Below are 19424 nucleotides of genomic sequence, written 5' to 3' on the forward strand. Positions count from 1 at the left end.
TGGGGTCCGGGAGTACGGAACGCAATGGAGGGGCCGCCGGCGTGCGCCGGCGAGGTCAGCGCAGCGTCAATCGCCCAACTGCTGCCACAGGAAGGTGAAGTACAGCGCGTCCATGTGCGCGGCCTGCCGGTTGTTGGCGGACCCGCCGTGGCCGCCTTCGATGTTCTCGTAGTAGCGCACGTCCTTCCCGGCCTCGGACATCCTGGCCATCATCTTGCGGGCGTGGCCGGGATGGACGCGGTCGTCGCGGGTGGAGGTGAGCAGGAGGATCGGGGGATAGTCGACCTGCGGATCGAACAGATGGTACGGCGAGAAGGTGCGGATGTATTCCCACTCCTCGGGCAGGTCCGGGTTGCCGTACTCGGCCATCCACGAGGCGCCGGCCAGCAGCTTGTGATAGCGCTGCATGTCCAGCAGCGGCACCTGGATCACCACCGCGCCGAACAGGTCCGGGTACCGGGTGAGCATGTTTCCGGTCAGCAGGCCGCCGTTGCTGCCGCCGCGGATGCCCAGGCGCCGCGGCGAGGTGACGCCGCGCGCGATCAGGTCCTGCGCCACCGCGGCGAAGTCCTCGTAGGCCTTGTGGCGGTTGGCCTTCAGCGCGGCCTGGTGCCAGCGCGGGCCGTACTCGCCGCCGCCGCGGATGTTGGCCACCGCGTAGGTGCCGCCCCGCTCCAGCCAGCCCTTGCCGGTGCCGCCGGAGTAGCCGGGGGTCAGCGAGATCTCGAAACCGCCGTAGCCGTACAGCAGGGTCGGGTTGTCGCCGTCGTGTTCGAGATCCTTCGGCCGCACCAGGAAGTACGGCACCCGGGTGCCGTCCTCGGAGACGGCGAAATGCTGCTCGATGGCGTGGGTGGAGGCATCGAAGAAGACCGGCATGGTCTTCAGCCGCTCCGGCCGCCCGCCGATCTCGACCAGCGACAGGGTGCTGGGGGTGAGGTAGTCGGTGACGGTCAGCCACACCGCGTCGGATTCGACGTCGTCCACGGCCGAGACCGCGACGGTGCCGAATTCGGGGGCGCCGGTGAACTCGCCGCGGGTCCAGCCGTCGGCGCCGGGGGTCAGCACCGAGAGACGGTTCTTGACGTCCTCCAGCACGTTGAGCACGGCGCGGTTGCGGGTCCAGGTGACGCCGGCCAGCGAGGTGGTCTCGGTCGGTTCGAACAGCACCTCGAAGTCGCGGCCGCCGGCCATGAAGTCGTCCAGGCGCGCGACCAGCAGCGAACCGGCCGGATACTCGCGCCCGCCGACCGTCCACGGCTCGCGCAGCTCGAGGGTGAGCCATTCGCGGTGGATGTTCTTGCTGGCGGAGTTGGGCGCGTCGATCTTCGCCAGCGCGCCGTCGCCGCCGCGCAGGTACAGCTCGTCGTTGTAGAAGGCGATGGTGCGGCTGACCAGGTCGCGCTCGAAGCCCGGGGTGTGGTCGCGGACCGCGGCGATGTACATGTCGCCGGGCTCGCCCTCGTACACCAGCTCCGCCTGCTCCATCGGCGTGCCGCGGCGCCACTGCTTGACGATGCGCGGATAGCCGGAGCTGGTCAGGCTGCCGTCGCCGAAGTCGGTGTAGACGTAGACGTTGTCGCGATCGATCCACTGCAGGCCGCCCTTGGCCTCGGGACGGAAGAAGCCGTCCTCGACCCAATCCTTCGCGGCCATGTCGAACTCGCGGGTGACGTCGGCATCGGCGCCGCCGCGCGAGAGCGCGATCAGGCAGCGCTCGTAGTCCGGACGCAGGCAGTCGGCGCCGTGCCAGACCCAGTTCTCGCCCTCTGCGGCGTTGAGCGCGTCGAGGTCGAGCAGCACTTCCCACTGCGGGCGCGGCTTGCGGTACTCCTCCAGGGTGGTGCGGCGCCAGATGCCGCGCTCATGGTCCTTGTCGCGCCAGAAGTTGTAGTAGTACTCGCCCATCTTCTCGACGACGGGGATGCGCTCGTCGGAGTCGTAGATCGCCAGCAGCTCCGCCTCGAGCGTCTTGAAGCCGGGGGTGTCGGCGAGTTCGGCTTCGGCCTTCGCGTTCTGCTCGCGTACCCAGTCCAGGGCCTTCTCGCCCTCGACGTCCTCCAGCCATTGGTATGGGTCGGCCATCTCGGCCTCCTGGGTCTGGGCGGCGGCATGGCCGGCGGCCAGGCCGAAGGCGAAACCCGCGGCAAGGCAGAAAGACGGCAGTTTCGGCATCGAGGGCTCCGCAAACGGTTTCGGCTGAAACCGCGAACGCTAGCACAGCCGCCGGCGCCCGCCGCTATGCCGATGGTCGTGTCCCACGTTTGCCCCCTGTGGGCGTGCGCCTCAGGCCGCGCGGGGCAGCCGCGGGCGCGCCATGGCCGGGCGCTTGCGCGCCTGCGGGGCCGAAGGCCGCAGCCGCCGCAGGCCCGGCGACGAGGAGGAAGCCGGGCTGCGGCGGCGCGACAGGGTCGCCAGGTGACGGATGGCCAGCGCCGCCAGGCTGGCCAGGGGCATGCCCAGCAGCCACAGGGGCGCGGCGCCCAGGGCGAAGGCGCCGGTCCGCAGCGGCGGCAGCGACAGCAGCGCGACCGCGCCGAGGAACAGTGCGCCGCCGAGCAGGGTCGCCAGCACGGCGGAGGTGGGCGGGAATCGGGGCATCGTTGCGGTCTGCATGGCGCGCTCCTGGAGTCGATGGCGCAGGCTGCCGGTTGCCGGTCGCACGGGCTGCGATCCGGGCGCGGCGGCGGTGCGGGCGTCGCGACTGCCGTCGCTCCCACAGTCCCCAGCGTCGTCCCGATGGCCGGGGCGGCTCAGTACCCGGCGGCGTCGAGCGCGCGGATGGCCTCGTGGCGGCCGATGGCGATCAGTTCCTTCGCCCGCCAGAACTCGTAGAACTGGCAGGCGTCGCGCGGGATCCGGATCACCAGTTCGGGCGGATCCAGTGCCAGCTGCACCCGCGAGATCTGCGCCTGCATGGTGTCGAGCGAACGCGACATGATCTCGACCAGGCCCATGTCGCGCACGTCGCGGCGACGCCGCCAGCCCCAGCCGGCGGCCGCCGGCGGATCCGCTTCGCCGGCACCGGCGAACGCGCCCGCCTCGCCCGGCCCCGGCTCGGCCCCGTCGTCGGCCCCGGTTCGGTCGGGCGCGGCCGCCCCGTTGGCGGCCGGCTCGCCCGGCGGCCGCCGCGGCCAGCCGTGCATGTCCACCGCGACCAGGCGGTGGGCATCGGACAGCCGCGTGGCGGCGATCGGCAGCGGCGCCAGCAGGCCGCCGTCGACCAGCTCGCGGCCGTGCACCTGGTGCGGCAGGAACAGTCCGGGGATCGCGAACGAGGCCCGCAGCGCGTCCCACAGCGGCCCGGTCTGCAGCCATACCTCGCGCTGCCGCTGCAGGTCCACCGCCACTGCGGTGAAGCGGATGGGCAGTTCCTCGATCAGCGGATCGCCCACCACCTCGCGCATGGCCTCGACCAGGCGCCGGCCGCGCAGCATGCCCGAGCGCCCGAGTACCGGGTCGAGCAGGCGCAGGAAGTCGCGTCGCGACATCCGCTGCAGGCGCGCGTCGAACTCGCGCAGCCTGCCGGCGGCGTGGATGCCGCCGACCAGGGCGCCGCTGGAGGCGCCGGAGATCGCCACGATCTCGAACCCGCGCTCCTCCAGCACCTCGATCACGCCGATCTGCGCCAGCCCGCGCGCGCCGCCGGCACCGAGCGCCAGCGCGACCTTCTCGCGGCGGGGCACGACCGGCGCAGCGGCCGCCATCAGCGCTCGTAGTTGGACAGCGCCAGCGCCAGCAGCGCGCGTGCCTGCTCGCGTAGCGACGCCGGCTCGACGATGGTGGCGTCGGCGCCGTAGTGCAGCACGTCCATCAGCAGTTCGCGAGGCGAACTGTAGGGCAGCTTGAGTTCGTAGCTGCCGTCGGGCAGGTGCCTGCCCTGCTGCTGCGAATGCCAGTGCTCGTCGGCCACCCAGCGCGCGGCGCGGGCGTTGAACAGGATCGTCGCCCAGCCCTTGGGCTCACCGGAGAAGATCCCGTAGCTGCCGGCCAGGTGCCGGTCCAGCTCGGACTCGTCGATGTCTCGTGCGGCGGTGTCGAGCACCCGCGCGGCGGTGATGCGGTCGACCGAGAAGCTGCGCAGGCCGTCGCGGTCGTGGTCCCAGGCGTCCAGGTACCAGTTGCCGCGGTAGTGGGTGACCCGCTGCGGCGAGACCGTGCGCCGGGTGCGCTCGTCGGTGGAGCGCGCGCGGTACTCGAAGCTGAGCTGCTTGCGCTCCAGCACCGCCGAGCAGACGAAGCGGAACGCCTGCTCGTCCATGCGCCGCGAGTGGTGCGGGATCACCCGCACCCGCTCGACCGGCCAGGTCTTACCGGCCGAATGCTCGTCGAGCAGCTTCTCGATGCGCTGTTGCAGCGGCGCCAGCGCGTTAGACAGCACCCCGCCGCCGCTACGCGACAGCAGCTGCTGGGCGGCGAGCAGCGCGTGCAGCTCGTCGGAGTTCAACCACAGCCCGGGCAGCTCGAAACGGTTGCCTTCCTCGGCGTCGTAGCGGAACCCGGCCTCGCCGTCGCCGACGATCGGCGCCATCAGCGCGTCGCGCAGGAAGGCCAGGTCGCGGTACACGGTGGCGCGCGAGCAGCCGAGCTCGTCCTGCAGCCGCGCCACCGTCACCGGATAGCGCGCGTGCTTGAGGGTGCGGTGCAGGGACAGAATGCGTTCGTAGCGGTCCATGGCGCGATTATGGGGGCAAGACGGGCCGCGGGGCAGCGTCCGGTCGCGTCTCGGGGCCCGACGCGGCGCGACTGCGGACTGCTGGAGCGGATAACCGCGGTTTAACCGGAGCCTGTGCAGACTCCCCGCGCCTCCAGGGACGACCCATGCGCAAGGACCCCGCGAACGACCGCTCCCTCTCCGCGATCCTGGTAGTCGGCGTGCATCTCGCGCTGGGCTGGTGGCTGCTCACCCAGGCACCGCCGGAGCCGCGCCGCGCCGCGGAGACGGCGCTGCGCATCCACTGGATCGTGCCGCCGCCGGCGCCCGCGCCGGAGCCGGAGCCGCCGCCGACACCCGCCGACACGGCGCGGATCGCGCCGCCGTCGCGCACGATGACGGTCGTCGAACCGCCTCCCGCCCAGCGGCCCGATGCGGACGACGCGGCGATGCCGTCTGCGCACGCGCTGCTCGAGCAGGGGCGCCGCTGGGCGGGATCGCAGGCCGGCGATCACGATTTCCGCCGCGATCCGCTGCGGCCGGCAGCACCGCAGGCGCGGGCGCCGGAGCGCTTCCGCATGACGCCCCCGCCGTCGCCCGCGCAGGTGCTCGAGAGCATCGGCCAAATGGTGAACGGGCCCGGCTACGAGGCCGATCCCTGCCCACGGGTTCGCCGCAACCTCGCCGGCCTGGCGCCCGGTGGCGACAGCGAACTGCTGCAGGAGGAAATTCGCAGGCTGCGGCGGCTGTGCCAGTGAGCTGGCCTCCGCGCGCCTCGGAATCCGTATGCCGGGTATCCAGACGAAAAGGGACCTTCCACATGTCAGCACGCGCATCCGCCATGACCATCGCCCTGTCCGCGCTGCTCCTCGCCGCCTGCGGCGCGCAGCCGACCGAGGCCGGCGCGACCGCTGCCGGCGATGCCGCGCCGGCGCCCGCACCGACCTTCGCCGACAAGATGGCCGGCATGGTCACCGCGGCCAGCCCGCTGTCCGACCCGCGCGGCGAGGTGATGGCCGCGCTGGAGCGGATGCTCGCGGCGGATAGCTACGTCGCGGAGATCGAGACGGGCGCCGGCACGATGACCTTGGAGCACGTCGCTCCCGACCGCTTCCGCATGACCTTGCCCGACGGCATCACCCAGACCATCGTCGGCGACCGGATGTACATGCGGATGCAGGGCCAGACCATGGAGCTTCCGCTGCAGGAGGGCATGCTCGAGGAGATGCGCGACCGCGGGCGGATCGCTGCCCGCCAGGAGCGCGCCAGCTTCGAATCGCTGGGGGCCGACAGCGTGGCCGGCGCGCCGGCGCGCAAGTACCGCATGACCCACGAGGATCCGGCCGACCCGCCGGCCACCCTGTGGATCGGCGACGACGGCTATCCGTTGCAGATGCAGGTCGCCGGCGACGACGCGCAGGGCCCCACCACGATCCGCTATTCGCGCTTCGACGACCCGGCGATCCGTATCGAGCGCCCGAACTGATCCGCCGCGCCCCGGCGGCCGCCTGGATCGCCGCGGCGGCACCGGGCGCGAGCGCGCGCCGCTCGCCGGGCCCCGGGCGCACGGGCACAATAGGCGCATGCCCGCGTCCGCGCCCAACGAGCCGGCCCTCGATCTCTCTCCCTCGCCGGGCGACGACGTCAGGACCACCACCTGCTACATGTGCGCCTGCCGCTGTGGCATCAAGGTGTGGCTGCGCAACGGCAAGATCCGCTACCTGCAGGGCAACCCGACCCATCCGGTCAACCGCGGGGTGATCTGCGCCAAGGGCGCGGCCGGGATCATGCAGCACTACTCGCCCGCGCGGCTGACCAAGCCGCTGCTGCGGGTCGGCGAGCGCGGCAGCGGCGAGTTCCGCGAGATCGAGTGGGACGAGGCGCTGGGCATCGCCACCGGCTGGCTGAAGCCCGTCCGCGAGCGCAATCCCGACGAACTGGCGTTCTTCACCGGCCGCGACCAGTCGCAGGCGCTGACCGGCTGGTGGGCGCAGCAGTTCGGCACCGTCAACTACGCCGCGCACGGCGGGTTCTGCTCGGTCAACATGGCGGCCGGCGGGCTGTACACCCTGGGCGGCAGCTTCTGGGAGTTCGGCGAGCCGGACTGGGAGCACACCCGGTACCTGATGCTCTGGGGCGTGGCGGAGGACCACGACTCCAACCCCCTCAAGCTGGGCCTGGGCCGACTGAAGGAACGCGGCGCGAAGATCGTCGCGGTCAACCCGGTGCGCACCGGCTACGGCGCGATCGCCGACGAGTGGATCGGCATCCGCCCGGGCACCGACGGGCTGTTCGCGTTCGCGCTGATCCACGAGCTGCTGCGGATGGACCGCATCGACCTCGACTACCTGGTGCGCTACGCCGACGCGCACTGGCTGGTGATGCGCGACCCGGGCGGCGCCGGCGACGGCCTGTTCGCGCGCGACGCCGAGGGGCGTCCGCTGTGCTGGGACCGCGATGCCGGGGCACCGGCGCCGGCCGACGCCACCGGCATCTCGCCGGTGGTGGCCGGCGAGTACACCCTGCCCGACGGCCGCAGCGCGGTCCCGGTGTTCCAGCTGGTCGCCGAGCGCTACCTCGATCCGCAGTATTCGCCCGAAGCGGTCGCCGAACGCTGCGGCATCCCCGCGGCGACGATCGGCCGCATCGCCCGCGAGCTCGCCGTGGCCGCGTTCGAGAATCCGGTGCGGCTGCCGATCGCCTGGACCGATGCCTGGGGCCGCGGCCACGACGAGATGGTGGGCCGGCCGGTGGCGATGCACGCGATGCGCGGCATCAGCGCGCACAGCAACGGGTTCCACACCTGCCGCGCCCTGCACCTGCTGCAGCTGCTGCTCGGCGCGGTCGACACGCCGGGCTCGTTCCGGTTCCAGCCGCCCTACCCCAAGCCGGTGCCGCCGCCCAACCGCCCCGGCAGCCGCCGGCGCGAGGACGGCAGCCTGGACGCCCCGCCGCTGGGCTTCGTGCATGGACCCGAGGACCTGCTGGTCGACGCCGAGGGCCGGCCGCGGCGCATCGATCATGCGTTCTCGTGGAGCTACCCGTTGGCCGCGCACGGCATGCTGCACACGGTGATTCGCAATGCCCATGCGGGCGACCCGTACCGGATCGACACGCTGATGATGTTCATGGCCAACATGAGCTGGAACTCGGCGATGAACACCCGCGAGACGATGCAGTGGCTGACCGACCGCGACGCCGACGGCGAGTACCGCATCCCGCGCATCATCTATTCCGACGCCTACGCCAGCGAGATGGTCGCCTACGCCGACCTGGTGCTGCCGGATACGACCTACCTGGAGCGCTTCGACGCGATCTCGCTGCTGGACCGGCCGATCTCCGACGCCGACGGCGCCGCCGATGCGATCCGTCATCCGGTGTTCGATCCGGCCACCCAGCCCGCCGCCGACGGCCGCGCGCGCGACGTGCGCGGGTTCCAGTCGGTGCTGCTCGAGCTGGGCGCGCGGCTGGGCCTGCCGGGGATGGTCGACGCGGCAGGCGCGCCGGCGTACCGCGATTACGCCGACTACATCGTCCGCCACGAGCGCGCGCCCGGCGTGGGGCTGCTGGCCGGCTGGCGCGGCGCCGAGGGCGATGCCCACGGCAAGGGCGCGCCCAATCCGCTGCAGCTGCAGCGCTACATCGAGCACGGCGGCTATTGGCGCGAGGAGATCCCGGAACACGCGCGCTACTTCAAGATGGCCAACCGCGGCTACCTGCAGTGGGCGCGCGGCATGGGTTTCGTCGGCGCCGCGGACGCGATCGCCCTGCAGCTGTACGCCGAGCCGCTGCAGCGCTTCCGCCTGGCCGCGCAGGGCCATGGCGACCGCCTGCCGCCGGCGGCCCACCGCGGGCGGGTGGAAACCTACTTCGATCCGCTGCCGCTGTGGTACGAACCCTTCGAGTCCGCCCAGACCGCGGCCGCGCAGCCGGACGAGCGCAGCGGCAACACTGGAGGCGACCCCGGCACGGGCGACCCTGCCGCACTCCCGCCCGGGGGAGACTCCCCCCACCCGTACCCGCTGCACGCGATCACCCAGCGGCCGATGTTCATGTACCACGCCTGGGGATCGCAGAATGCCTGGCTGCGGCAGATCGCGTCGCGCAACTGGCTGTACCTGCACCCCGAGACCGGCGCGCGCCACGGGGTCGGCGACGGCGACTGGGTCGAGCTGGAGTCGCACCACGGCCGGATCACGGTGCAGGCGCGCCTGGCCGCCAACGTGCAGCCGGACACGGTGTGGACCTGGAACGCGATCGGCAAGCGCCGCGGCGCCTGGGGACTGTCCGGCGAGGCGCCGGAAGCGACCCGGGGCTTCCTGCTCAACCACCTGATCTCCGACCTCACCCCGCGTGCGGACTATGCCAACGCCGACCCGGTCACCGGCCAGGCGGCCTGGTTCGACCTGCGCGTGCGCCTGCGCCCCGCCGCGGACGCCGACGACCGCAGCCGCCCGCAGTTCGCACCGCTGCCGGTCGCCGCCGCAACCGACGCCCCCCTGCGCTATGGTGGCGGGCTGCGGCAGCCGCCGGACGGGGATCGCGCACCATGATGTTCGACGCCTGGCTGACCTTCGCCGTCATCGCCGGCGCGGTGTACCTGTTCGTCACCGAGAAGCTGCCGATCGAGGTGGTGGCGCTGCTGGTGCTGGCCAGCCTGCTGGCGCTGCGGCTGGTGTCGACCGAGGAGGCGCTGTCGGGGTTCAGCAGCCCGGCCACCATTACCGTGGCGGCGATGTTCGTGCTCAGCGCCGGGCTGCAGCGCGGCGGCTCGCTGTACCGGTTGGGCGAGCTACTGGCGCAGATCCGCCGCGGCTGGCTGCTGGCGCTGGCGATGATGCTGCTGACCGCGCTGGTGTCGGGCTTCATCAACAACACCGCGGCGGTGGCGGTCTTCCTGCCGCTGGTGATCGCCGCCACCGTGGCCAACCGCCAGCCGCCGTCGAAATACCTGATCGCGCTGTCCTACGCCGGGCAGTTCGGCGGCGTGTGCACGCTGATCGGCACTTCCACCAACCTGCTGGTGGACTCGCTGGCGCGGCAGTCCGGCGAGGCCGGCTTCACCCTGTTCGAGTTCGCGCCGATGGGGGTGATCTTCGTCGCCGTCGGCGTGGCCTACATGATGGTGGCGCGACGCTTCCTGCTGCCGGACCTGGGCATCCCGGAGCAGTCCGACACCGGCCATGCCGGCCGCTACGTGGTCGAGCTGCTGGTCGGGGAGAAGTCGCCCGCCATCGGCAGGCGCGGCAGCGAGCTGCTGCCCGACGACGCCGGCGACGTGGTGATGCTGGAGATCTTCCGCGCCAAGCAGCCGGTGTCTTCGCCGCGCGGCGAGCAGGTGCAGGCCGGCGACCGCCTGCTGATGCGCGGCGAGTGGCGCGATATCGAGCAGGCGCGCAAGAAGCTCAGGCTCGACTACGACCACGTCGCGCGCGACCTGGACGGCGACGTCGCCGCCGAGCGCCTGCACGCCGAGGCGATGGTCGCGCCGGGCTCGCACCTGATCGGCCACACCCTGGCCGAAGTGCGTTTCGGCCACACCTACCGCGTGCGCGTGCAGGGCCTGCACCGCCACCGCCTGGCGATCCGCCAGCCGCTGGACCGGGTGCCGCTGGCGGTGGGCGATGTGCTGCTGCTCGACGCCCCGGAGAAATCGCTCGCCGCGATGCGCTCCGACCCCGGCCTGCTGGTGCTGGGCGAGCGCGTGCAGGAACGCACCAAGCTCGGGCGCGCGCTGCTGGCGATCGGGGTGATGACCGGCGTGGTGACGGTGGCGGCGCTGGGCTGGCTGCCGATCGTCGCCGCGGCGATCTTCGGCTGCATCGCCCTGGTGATGCTGAACGTGCTCAAGACCGAGGACGCCTACCGCGCGATCGACTGGCGCGTGATCATGCTGCTGGCGGGCGTGCTGCCGATGGGAATCGCGCTGCAGAACTCCGGCGCGGCGGCCTGGATCGCCGGTATCGCGGTGGACCTGGTGGGCGGCTACGGCCCGGTGGTGGCGCTGTTGACCATCTACCTGCTGACCACGATCCTCACCGAGGTGATGAGCAACAACGCCTCGGCGGCACTGGTGGTGCCGATCGCCATCGCCACCGCCGAGACCCTGGGGCTGGACAGCAAGCCGTTCCTGGTCGCTGTTGCGTTCGCCGCCTCCACCAGCTTCCTCACCCCGATCGGCTACCAGACCAACACCATGGTCTATACCGCCGGCGGCTACCGCTTCACCGACTTCGTGAAGGTGGGCCTGCCGCTGAACGCGATCTTCCTGGTCATGGCCGGCCTGCTGATCCCGCGCTATTTCCCGTTCTCCTGATGACCGCACTGCCGCCGCCGTCGCCGAAGAAGCTGGGCCTGGTGATCGACCTGGACACCTGCGTCGGCTGCCACGCCTGCGCCACCAGCTGTAAGGAGTGGAACGCCGGCGGCATCGCCGGCCCGCTGGTCGACGAGCAACCCTACGGCAAGGAGCCGCTGGGAGTGTGGCTGAACCGCGTGCACAGCTACGAAGTGGCGGCGGACGACGCCGACGGGAGCGCCGCCGAAGCCGCCTCGGCCGCCCAACCCGCGCTCACCCTGCACTTCCCGCGCAGCTGCCTGCACTGCGAGACCCCGGCATGCGTGACGGTGTGCCCCACCGGCGCGAGCTACAAGCGCGCCGCCGACGGCATCGTGCTGGTCGACGAGGACAAGTGCATCGGCTGCAAGCTGTGCAGCTGGGCCTGCCCGTACGGCGCGCGCGAGTACTCCGAGGTCGACGGGGTGATGAAGAAATGCACCCTGTGCGTGGACCGGATCTACAACGAGCACCTCGACGAGAGCGAGCGGGTGCCGGCCTGCGTGCAGGCCTGCCCGACGCGGGCGCGCCATTTCGGCGACCTCGGCGATCCCGACTCCGACGTCTCGAAGCTGGTGGCGGAACGCCAGGGCGTGGCGCTGATGCCGGAACTGGGCTATCGCCCGGTCAACCGCTACCTGCCACCGCGCCCGCGCCGCGCCGGCGAAGACGCCGAGGCCGCCGGCACGCCCGCACGCGCCGACACCGCGCCGACGCCGCTGCACTGGTTGAACCGCATCCTCAGGCGTTGAGCCGGCGCGCCGCCCGGTCACCGGGTCTCCATCCAGGCGGCCTTCGCGGCCATCGGCCGCCCCGACAGGGGTCGCGCGCACCTCCGTAGGAGCGTGCCATGCAGGCGAAGGCCGACGCGGCCGGCAACGCCCGAAATCGCCGCGAACCCGGTCGGAGCCTCCCGCGGCTTTCGCGGCCATGGGCCGCTCCTGCGCGTCGCAGCGCTCCGTCGCCACGCGCATCGACGACGGCCCGATCCTGTGGACCAGTGCCGGGCCGCTGGCAGCGCCCGCATGTACGATGTCGCGCGGAATCGTCCGCCGGGGGAACCGACGATGCATCCTGCGCTTTCGGTGATCTTCTTCACCACGCTGTCCGGCGCCGGCTACGGGCTGTTGGCCTGGCTGGGCCTGTCGGTGCTGCTGCTGCACGCACGCGCCGACGTGATGCCGGTGCTGTACCCGCTGCAGCTGTGGGCGCTGCTGCTGGGCCTGGCGCTCAGCACCGCCGGGCTGCTCAGCTCGCTGGCCCATCTCGGCCGTCCGCTGCGGGCATGGCGCGCGCTCTCGCAGTGGCGCACCTCGTGGCTGTCGCGCGAGGGGCTGCTGGCGCTGGCCACCGCGCTGCCGGCGCTGGCGCTGGGCGTGCTGCTGCTGTGGGCGCCCGCCGGGCCGGAGCGCGCCATCGCCCTGGGCGCGTGCGGGCTGCTGCTGACGACGCTGGCGCTGGCCACCGTCGCCTGCACGGCGATGATCTACGCCTCGTTGCCGCCGATCCCGGCCTGGCGCCATCCGCTGGTGGTGCCGGTCTACCTGCTGTTCGCGCTGCTCACCGGCCTGGCGCTGCTGTTCTGGCTGATGGTGCTGCTGCTGCCACCGGCCGGGCCGGGCGCCGCCATGCCCGCCACCCTGACCGCGGTCGGCGCGCTGCTGCTGGCCTGCAAGTGGCTGTATTGGCGCGAGATCGACCGCCAGGGGCTGCCTGCCGCCCGCGGCGACGCGGTGGGCCTGCCGGGGCGGCAGGTGGACGTGTTCGAGCGCCCGCACACCGAGGCCAGTTTCGTCACCCGGGAAATGGCCTTCACGGTGGCGCGGCGGCATGCGCTGCGCCTGCGGCTGCTCGCCGCGGCGCTGCTGCTGGTCGCGCCGGCCGCGGCCTGGCTGCTGGCTGCGACCGCCGCGTTCCCCGCGGCCCCGCTGCTGGGCGCCACTGCCGCGGCGCTGCTGGGCGCGGCTTTCGTCGAGCGCTGGCTGTTCTTCGCCCAGGCCCGCCACGTGGTGACGCTCTATTATTGAGGCCGTCGCGGCCGCCGGTTGGGCATGGCGGGCGGCCGCGGCATAATTATTGGAATCGTTTCCACGAGGACATTGCGATGCTGGCGGCCTGGTGGCTCGCCCTGGCCGGGCTCCCCGTATTCACCCAGCCGGTCCCCCGGATCGAGGCGCCGCACCTGTCGGCGGCCCTGGCCGTGGCCGCGCGGCGGATCTCGCTGCGCGCGCCCTGCTATGCGCTGGTATGCCCGGATGCCGAATGGACCGGTCGCAGGCCGCGGGCACTGCCGCCGCCGACTGCGCCCGGCGCGCGCCAGCATCTCCCGGTGCCGCAGCCGCGCGCCGCGCGCTGGCTGAACCGACGCTTGATCGGACTGTACGCGCCGGCCAGCGCTCGCGACCGCGTCCTGGCCTATGCCCGGAACTGGCGCGTCGATACCAGCTACCGGCTGGACGCGATCCGCGAGCGCGACACCCAGCTGCGGATCGAGGTCGGCACCGGCTACCGCATCCAGCCCTATGTCGACAACGGCACCGCAGTGCCGGGCCCGGTGGCGCGCGGCGGGCTGACCGTGTCGCGGCAGTTCGGTCACCATGCGCGCCTCAAGCAGCGCCTGCTGGTCGAGACCGGCCGCGAGAACGCCTACCTGCGCCAGTCGATCGGCCTGGACTGGCAGCTGCGCCCGCACCTGGTGCTGCACTCGAGCATCGAGATGTGGCACGACACCGCCGCCGACGGCGGCGACGGCCTGACCCGCCGCTCGGGCGCGCTGCGCCTGCGCTATGCGTTCTGACCCCGGGCCGTCGCCCGCCGGCCCATCTCCCCGCTTCGTGCATCCACAGGACCCCTGCATGACCGATTCCCGCCGCCTGCCGCTCCTGCTCGCCGCCGCCCTGGCGCTGTCCGCGGCGCCTGCCGCAGCGCGCGCGCAGACCTCTCCGCCGCTGGGCGACGAACCGATCTGGAACCTCACCGGCGAGCTCGGCTTCGCCATGAGTCGCGGCAACCGGCGCTCGGAGAACCTCAACACGCGGCTGCTGTTCTCGCAGGAGGACGTGCGCAGCAAGCACCAGCTCACCCTGTCGGCGCTGCGCGCCAAGGCCGATATCACCAGCGACTTCGATGGCGACGGCGTGGCCGAGACCCGCTACACCACCAGCGCCAACCGCTACCAGGTCGCCGGCACCACCGCGATCAAGGTCAACGAGATGCACAACTGGTTCGGCGCGGCGCGCTACGAGCGCGACGACTTCTCGCTCTACGACTACCAGGGCACGTTCTCGTTCGGCTACGGCCACCATTTCATCCGCAACGAAGACACCCGCCTGCTGACCGAGATCGGCCCCGGCTACCGCCGCGCCCGGCGCATGAGCAGCGGCGAGATCCAGAGCGACTTCATCGTCCGCGGCCTGCTCGAGTTCCGCCACCGCCTGACCGAGAACAGCGAGTTCACCAACTCGCTGCTGGTGGAGTCCGGTCAGGACAACACCTTCGCCCAGAACGATCTCGGCGTGTCGGTGTCGATGAACGAATCGCTGGCGCTGAAGGCGGCGCTGCAGGCGCGCCACAACTCCGACGTCGACCAGGAGGCCGGGGTGAAGAAGACCGACACCCTGACCACGATCAACCTGGTCTACACCTTCAAGTAGCGCCCGCCGCCGCCAGCAGGCGGCCGGCACCGGCGGCCAGCAGCGCCGCCGCGAGCTCGGCACCGAGCCGCTCGCGCTCGGCAGCCGGGGCGCTGGCAGCGGCGCGCACCAGCTCGCCGTCGGCGGCCGAGCCCACCAGCCCCTCCAGGGCGATGGCGTCGCCGCGCAGGCGCGCCAGCGCCGCCACCGGCACGTGGCAGCTGCCGTGCAGGGCGCGGTTCATGGCGCGCTCGGCCTCCACGCACAAGCGGGTAGAAGCGTGGTCCAGCGTCTCCAGCAGCACCCGGATGGCGCCGGCGTCGTCGCGGCACTCGACCGCGATCGCGCCCTGCGCCGGCGCCGGCAGCCAGGCGGGCGCGTCCAGGCGCATGCGGATCCGCGCTTCCAGGCCGAGCCGCTGCAGGCCGGCGCAGGCGAGCACGATGGCGTCGTAGTCGCCGGCGTCGAGCTTGGCGAGGCGGGTGTTGACGTTGCCACGCAGGTCCAGCACCCGCAGGTCCGGCCGCAGCGCGCGCAGCTGCGCGTGGCGGCGCAGCGAGGAGGTGCCGACCCGGGCGCCCTGCGGCAATTCGGCCGGCGCGGCGTGGGCGTTGCTGACGAAGGCGTCGGCATGATCGGCGCGTTCGAGGATCGCCGGCAGCGCGAAACCGGGCTCCAGCTCCATCGGCACGTCCTTGAGCGAATGCACCGCGCAGTCGGCCTCGCCGCGCTGCATCGCCAGCTCCAACTCCTTCAGAAACAGCCCCTTGCCGCCGATCGCCGCCAGCGAGCGGTCCAGCACCTCGTCGCCGCGGGTGCTCATCGGCACCAGGGCGACCTCCAGCCCGGGATGGGCCGCGCGCAGTCGCGCGGCGACGTGTTCGCTCTGCCACAGGGCGAGCGGGCTCTTGCGGGTGGCGATGCGCAGCAGGCTCATGCGGGCATTATCGCCGCTGCGGGTGATGGGGAGCGAAAGCGCGATGGGCGAAGCGGGGGCGAGCCGTGCGGTGGGGGCGTGCGCGGGACGGCCGGGCGGGGCGCTTTCGAGTCGCTCCCCGATACTCGCTTGGTCGAAANGAAAGCGCCCCGCCCGGCCGCTTGAGCCGATGCGGGCGCGTTCTTGAAGAGCGCAAGGCGGAATCGCCGAGGCCCGTCTAGAGCTGCCGGATCACCTCGCGCACCTGGGCCACGCAGCGCCGGCTGACCTCGAGCGGCGTGGTCACGTGGCGCAACACGGCGTGGACGTGGCCGTCGTGGTCGCGCCGCACCTCGACCAGCTCGTGGCGCGCGACCAGGCAGTTGCGGTGGATGCGCATGAAGCGCTCGCCGAATTCCTGTTCCAGGGATTTGAGCGATTCCTCGATCAGGTCCTCGCCGCGGGCGTGGTGGACCACGACGTACTTCTCCTCGGCCTGCAGGTAGTACACCTCCTCGATCGGGATCAGGCGCAGGCTGCCGCGCAGGCGCGCGCACAGGTGGGTGCGGTTGCGATGCAGGCTGCCGCCGCCGCTGTCGTGGGCGCGGCCGATGGTGAAGGTGCGGGCGCGCTCGAGCGCCGCGTGCAGGCGCTCCGGGCGCACCGGCTTGACCAGGTAGTCGACCGCCGCGGCCTCGAACGCCGACAGCGCATGGGCGTCGTAGGCGGTGCAGAAGACCACCGCAGGGCGCGGCTCGAAGGCCGCCAGATGACGCGCGGCCTCGAGTCCGTCGATGCCCGGCATGGCGATGTCGAGCAGCACCAGGTCGGCGTCGTGCTCGGCGCAGGCGTGCAGCGCGGCGTGGCCGTCGCCGACCTCGGCCACCAGCTCGATCCCGGGCTGCTCCGCCAGCAGCGTCCGCAGCCGCTCGCGGGCCAGCGGCTCGTCGTCGGCGATCACGACCTTCATCCCGGCTGTCCTCCCCGTCTGCGCCCTCAATCCAGCGGCAGCTCGATCTCGCAGGCATAGTAGCCCCCCTCCCAGCCGGAGGTCATCCGCGCGCGCGGGCCGAAGGCGTAACCCAGGCGGTGGCCGATGCTGCGCTGCGCGTGGCCGGCGCCATGCGGGCCGTCGGCCTGCGGTGGCAGCGACGGGTTGCGCACCCGCAGCAGCAGCCGGTCGGCGGTGGCCGCCAGGCCGATCTCGATGCGGCCGCCGGCGGGCAGCCGCGAGATGCCGTGCAGTACCGCGTTCTCCAGCAGCGGCTGCAGCACCAGGCGCGGCATCGGCAAGGTCCACGGCAGCGGTTCGCTGCGCTCCCAGGCCACCTGCAGGCGCTCGCCCAGGCGCAGCTGCTCGATCGCCAGATAGCGCTCGGCCAGGTGCACTTCCTCCTGCAGCGAGGAATTGCCCTCGCCGGCGCCGAGCGCGGCGCGGAACAGGTCCGACAGGTCCAGCACTGCGCGCTCGGCCACCTCGGGGTCGCGGCGCAGCAGGCTGGCGATCATGTTCATGCTGTTGAACAGGAAATGCGGGCGAATCCGCGCCTGCAGCGCGTCGGCCTCGGCACGCGCGCTGGCGCTGACCTGCGCCTGCCAGCCGTCGATCACGTAGAAGTAGCGCAGCGCCAGCGCGGTGATCAGCGCCACCACCCCGCCGGAACCGCCGACGAAGCGCCAGAATCCCGGCCACGTCTCGGCCTCGCCGACGCTGGCGAACAGGCCGTGCACGATCGCCGCCGCCAGCGCCGCCACCAACGTCGCCAGCGCCACCGCCGCCGCCGCGCCGAGCCGCACCGGCAGCGCCGACAGCGTGCGCCGCGAGCTGCACAGCAGCACCGACACCGCCAGCGCCAGCCACAGCGCGTAACCGCTGGCCGACAGCAGCCGTCCGGCGCTCCAGGGCGCGGAACCGTCCGGCACCAGCGCCACCACCACCACCACCAGCTGCGCCAGGCCCAGCAGCGCCGCCATCCGCGGCAGCCGGCACAGGTCCGGCAGCCACGGTTCGCTGGCGCGGGCCCCGTTCAAGTCAGGCCTCCGCGAACCTCGCCGACAGCCAGTCGCCGAGGTCGCGGATCTCCTCGGCGCAGACCGAATGCGGCATCGCGTAGGCATGCCAGTCGACGGCGAAGCCGAGCCGCCGCAGCAGCGCCGCGCTCTGTTCGCCTGCCGCGTACGGCACCATCGGATCCTGGCTGCCGTGGGCCATGAACACCGGCTGCCGCACGGCCGCGACCGTCAGTGCGGCAGCCGCCTTCTCCGCCGCGGGCACGTAGGTCGACAGCCCCACCAGTCCGGCCAGCGGCAGCTCGCGACGCAGCCCCGCCGCCAGGGTGATGGCGCCGCCCTGCGAGAAGCCGGCCAGGAAGATCCGCTGCGCCGGAATGCCGCGCTCGATCTCCCGTGCGATCAGCGCCTCCACCTGCGCCACCGATTCGGCCACCCCCTGCTCGTCGGCGCGGTTGGCCAGGTCCATCTCGCGGATGTCGTACCAGGCGCGCATCCGCATGCCGTTGTTGATGGTCACCGCGCGCACCGGCGCATGCGGGAACACGAAACGCAGCGCCGGCCAGCCGGGTCGCACCAGCTCCGGCACGATCGGCGCGAAATCGTTGCCGTCGGCCCCCAGGCCGTGCAGCCAGATCACGCTCCAGCGAGGATCGGGAGCGGTGTCGCGTTCGAGCGTTTCGAGCATGTCGGAGCCGGATGCGGGTGTCCCGGCATTATGCACGGCCGCCGCCGCGCGCCGCCTGGAAGAGCGGCGCCGCGGCGGCGCCCTTATTCAGTCCTCGGGCGCGAAATCGATCACGATCCGCCCCTGCACCGTCCCGGCCTTCAGGCGCGCGAACACCTCGTTGATGTCCTCGAGCCGGCAGCGCGCGACATGCGCGTGGACCTTGCCGGCGGCGGCGAACGCGACCGCCTCGGCCAGGTCCTGGCGGGTGCCGACGATCGAGCCGCGCACGGTGATGCGCTTGAGCACCACATCGAAGATCGGGGTCGGGAAGTCGCCCGGCGGCAGGCCCACCAGACTGACCGTGCCGCGCCGGCGGGCGAAGCGCAGCGCCTGGTCGAAGGCGGGCGGCGAGACCGCCGTCACCAGCACCCCGTGGGCACCACCGCCGGTGATGCGCAACACCTGCTCCACCGCGTCGCCGTCGGACGCATCGACCGCCGCCTCGGCGCCGAGTTCGCGCGCCAGCGCCAGCTTGTCGGCGCCGAGGTCGAGTGCGACCACGCGCAGCCCCATCGCCACCGCGTACTGCACTGCCATGTGGCCGAGCCCGCCGACACCGGAGATCGCCAGCCATTCGCCCGGCCGCGCCTCGGTCTCGCGGATGCCCTTGTAGGTGGTCACGCCGGCGCACAGCACCGGGGCCATCGCGATCGAATCCGCGCCGGCCGGCAGCCGCGCCAGGTACTGCGCCGCGCCGATGGCGTACTCGGCGAAACTGCCGTCGACGCTGTAGCCGCTGTTGTGCTGGCTCTCGCACAGGGTTTCCCAGCCGGTGATGCAGTGCTCGCAATGGCCGCAGGCATCGTGCAGCCAGGCGATGCCGACGGTCTCGCCCAGCGCCAGCCCGGTCACGCCGGGCCCCAGCGCGGCGACGGTGCCCACGCCCTCGTGGCCGGGAGTGAACGGCAGGCTCGGCCGCACTGGCCAGTCGCCGTCGGCGGCGTGCAGGTCGGTATGACAGACGCCGCTGGCGAGCATCTTCACCAGCACCTCGCCGGGGCCCGGCTCCGGGACCGGCACCTGCTCGATCCGCAGCGGCTGGCCGAATGCGTGCACCACCGCGGCCTTCATCGTCTTGGGAATCATCTTCCGTCTCCGTGTGCGTTGCCCGCACGATACGGGTGCGCCGCGGGCCGGCCCTTGAT

At 72.5% G+C, this 19424-nt stretch carries 17 protein-coding genes; 8 read left to right on the forward strand and 9 right to left on the reverse strand.

What is annotated here, in order from left to right; all coding sequences use genetic code 11:
• Positions 1 to 66: 66 nt before the first annotated feature.
• The 4 genes from H0E84_RS15690 to H0E84_RS15705 form a co-directional block, all read right to left on the reverse strand.
• Entirely contained in the window at positions 67 to 2175 is a 2109-nt protein-coding gene (locus tag H0E84_RS15690; protein WP_180679582.1) for a prolyl oligopeptidase family serine peptidase, read from the reverse strand.
• 111 nt (positions 2176 to 2286) lie between these two features.
• Complete coding sequence (locus tag H0E84_RS15695) at positions 2287 to 2616, reverse strand: hypothetical protein (protein WP_180679583.1); 330 nt, start codon at positions 2614 to 2616, stop codon at positions 2287 to 2289.
• Between the two features lie 137 nt (positions 2617 to 2753).
• A complete protein-coding gene (locus H0E84_RS15700; protein ID WP_180679584.1) occupies positions 2754 to 3707 on the reverse strand; it encodes a patatin-like phospholipase family protein in 954 nt (317 codons plus the stop codon).
• Positions 3707 to 4675, reverse strand: coding sequence for a helix-turn-helix transcriptional regulator (locus H0E84_RS15705; RefSeq protein ID WP_180679585.1), 969 nt, complete (start codon positions 4673 to 4675; stop codon positions 3707 to 3709). The genes H0E84_RS15700 and H0E84_RS15705 overlap by 1 nt, the downstream gene beginning before the upstream one ends.
• A 146-nt stretch (positions 4676 to 4821) precedes the next feature.
• Here H0E84_RS15705 and H0E84_RS15710 point away from each other — a divergent pair, with 146 nt between their 5' ends.
• From H0E84_RS15710 to H0E84_RS15745, 8 genes are all read left to right on the forward strand, one after another.
• Entirely contained in the window at positions 4822 to 5412 is a 591-nt protein-coding gene (locus H0E84_RS15710) for a hypothetical protein (protein WP_180679586.1), read from the forward strand.
• A gap of 83 nt (positions 5413 to 5495) precedes the next feature.
• Complete coding sequence (locus tag H0E84_RS15715) at positions 5496 to 6140, forward strand: hypothetical protein (protein ID WP_180679587.1); 645 nt, start codon at positions 5496 to 5498, stop codon at positions 6138 to 6140.
• Between the two features lie 97 nt (positions 6141 to 6237).
• Positions 6238 to 9207 (forward strand): molybdopterin oxidoreductase family protein, encoded by a 2970-nt coding sequence (locus H0E84_RS15720; protein WP_180679588.1) that lies wholly within the window; start codon positions 6238 to 6240, stop codon positions 9205 to 9207.
• Positions 9204 to 10970 (forward strand): SLC13 family permease, encoded by a 1767-nt coding sequence (locus H0E84_RS15725; RefSeq protein ID WP_180679589.1) that lies wholly within the window; start codon positions 9204 to 9206, stop codon positions 10968 to 10970. Before H0E84_RS15720 ends, H0E84_RS15725 begins: the two co-directional genes overlap by 4 nt.
• The gene (locus H0E84_RS15730; protein WP_180679590.1) at positions 10970 to 11743 is read left to right on the forward strand and encodes a 4Fe-4S dicluster domain-containing protein; all 774 of its coding nucleotides are present in this window, start codon (positions 10970 to 10972) and stop codon (positions 11741 to 11743) included. Before H0E84_RS15725 ends, H0E84_RS15730 begins: the two co-directional genes overlap by 1 nt.
• A 315-nt stretch (positions 11744 to 12058) precedes the next feature.
• Positions 12059 to 13018 (forward strand): dimethyl sulfoxide reductase anchor subunit family protein, encoded by a 960-nt coding sequence (locus H0E84_RS15735; RefSeq protein WP_180679591.1) that lies wholly within the window; start codon positions 12059 to 12061, stop codon positions 13016 to 13018.
• 77 nt (positions 13019 to 13095) lie between these two features.
• Positions 13096 to 13788, forward strand: coding sequence for a DUF481 domain-containing protein (locus H0E84_RS15740; protein ID WP_180679592.1), 693 nt, complete (start codon positions 13096 to 13098; stop codon positions 13786 to 13788).
• Between the two features lie 58 nt (positions 13789 to 13846).
• On the forward strand, positions 13847 to 14644 hold the full coding sequence (locus H0E84_RS15745; RefSeq protein ID WP_180679593.1) for a DUF481 domain-containing protein: 798 nt from the start codon (positions 13847 to 13849) through the stop codon (positions 14642 to 14644).
• Here the strand turns inward: H0E84_RS15745 and hemC are convergent.
• From hemC to adhP, 5 genes are all read right to left on the reverse strand, one after another.
• Positions 14637 to 15560, reverse strand: coding sequence for a hydroxymethylbilane synthase (gene hemC, locus H0E84_RS15750; RefSeq protein ID WP_180679594.1), 924 nt, complete (start codon positions 15558 to 15560; stop codon positions 14637 to 14639). The two genes, H0E84_RS15745 and hemC, sit on opposite strands and share 8 nt — an antisense overlap.
• A 217-nt stretch (positions 15561 to 15777) precedes the next feature.
• Entirely contained in the window at positions 15778 to 16509 is a 732-nt protein-coding gene (locus tag H0E84_RS15755) for a LytR/AlgR family response regulator transcription factor (RefSeq protein WP_180679595.1), read from the reverse strand.
• 26 nt (positions 16510 to 16535) lie between these two features.
• Positions 16536 to 17513 (reverse strand): sensor histidine kinase, encoded by a 978-nt coding sequence (locus H0E84_RS15760; RefSeq protein ID WP_257644256.1) that lies wholly within the window; start codon positions 17511 to 17513, stop codon positions 16536 to 16538.
• Between the two features lie 58 nt (positions 17514 to 17571).
• Positions 17572 to 18237, reverse strand: a complete 666-nt coding sequence (locus H0E84_RS15765) for an alpha/beta hydrolase (RefSeq protein ID WP_180679597.1) — start codon at positions 18235 to 18237, stop codon at positions 17572 to 17574.
• Positions 18238 to 18324: 87 nt separating this feature from the next.
• Complete coding sequence (gene adhP, locus H0E84_RS15770) at positions 18325 to 19362, reverse strand: alcohol dehydrogenase AdhP (protein WP_345776333.1); 1038 nt, start codon at positions 19360 to 19362, stop codon at positions 18325 to 18327.
• Positions 19363 to 19424 lie beyond the last annotated feature (62 nt).

Source organism: Luteimonas salinisoli, from assembly GCF_013425525.1.
GTDB classification, from domain to species: domain Bacteria; phylum Pseudomonadota; class Gammaproteobacteria; order Xanthomonadales; family Xanthomonadaceae; genus Luteimonas; species Luteimonas salinisoli.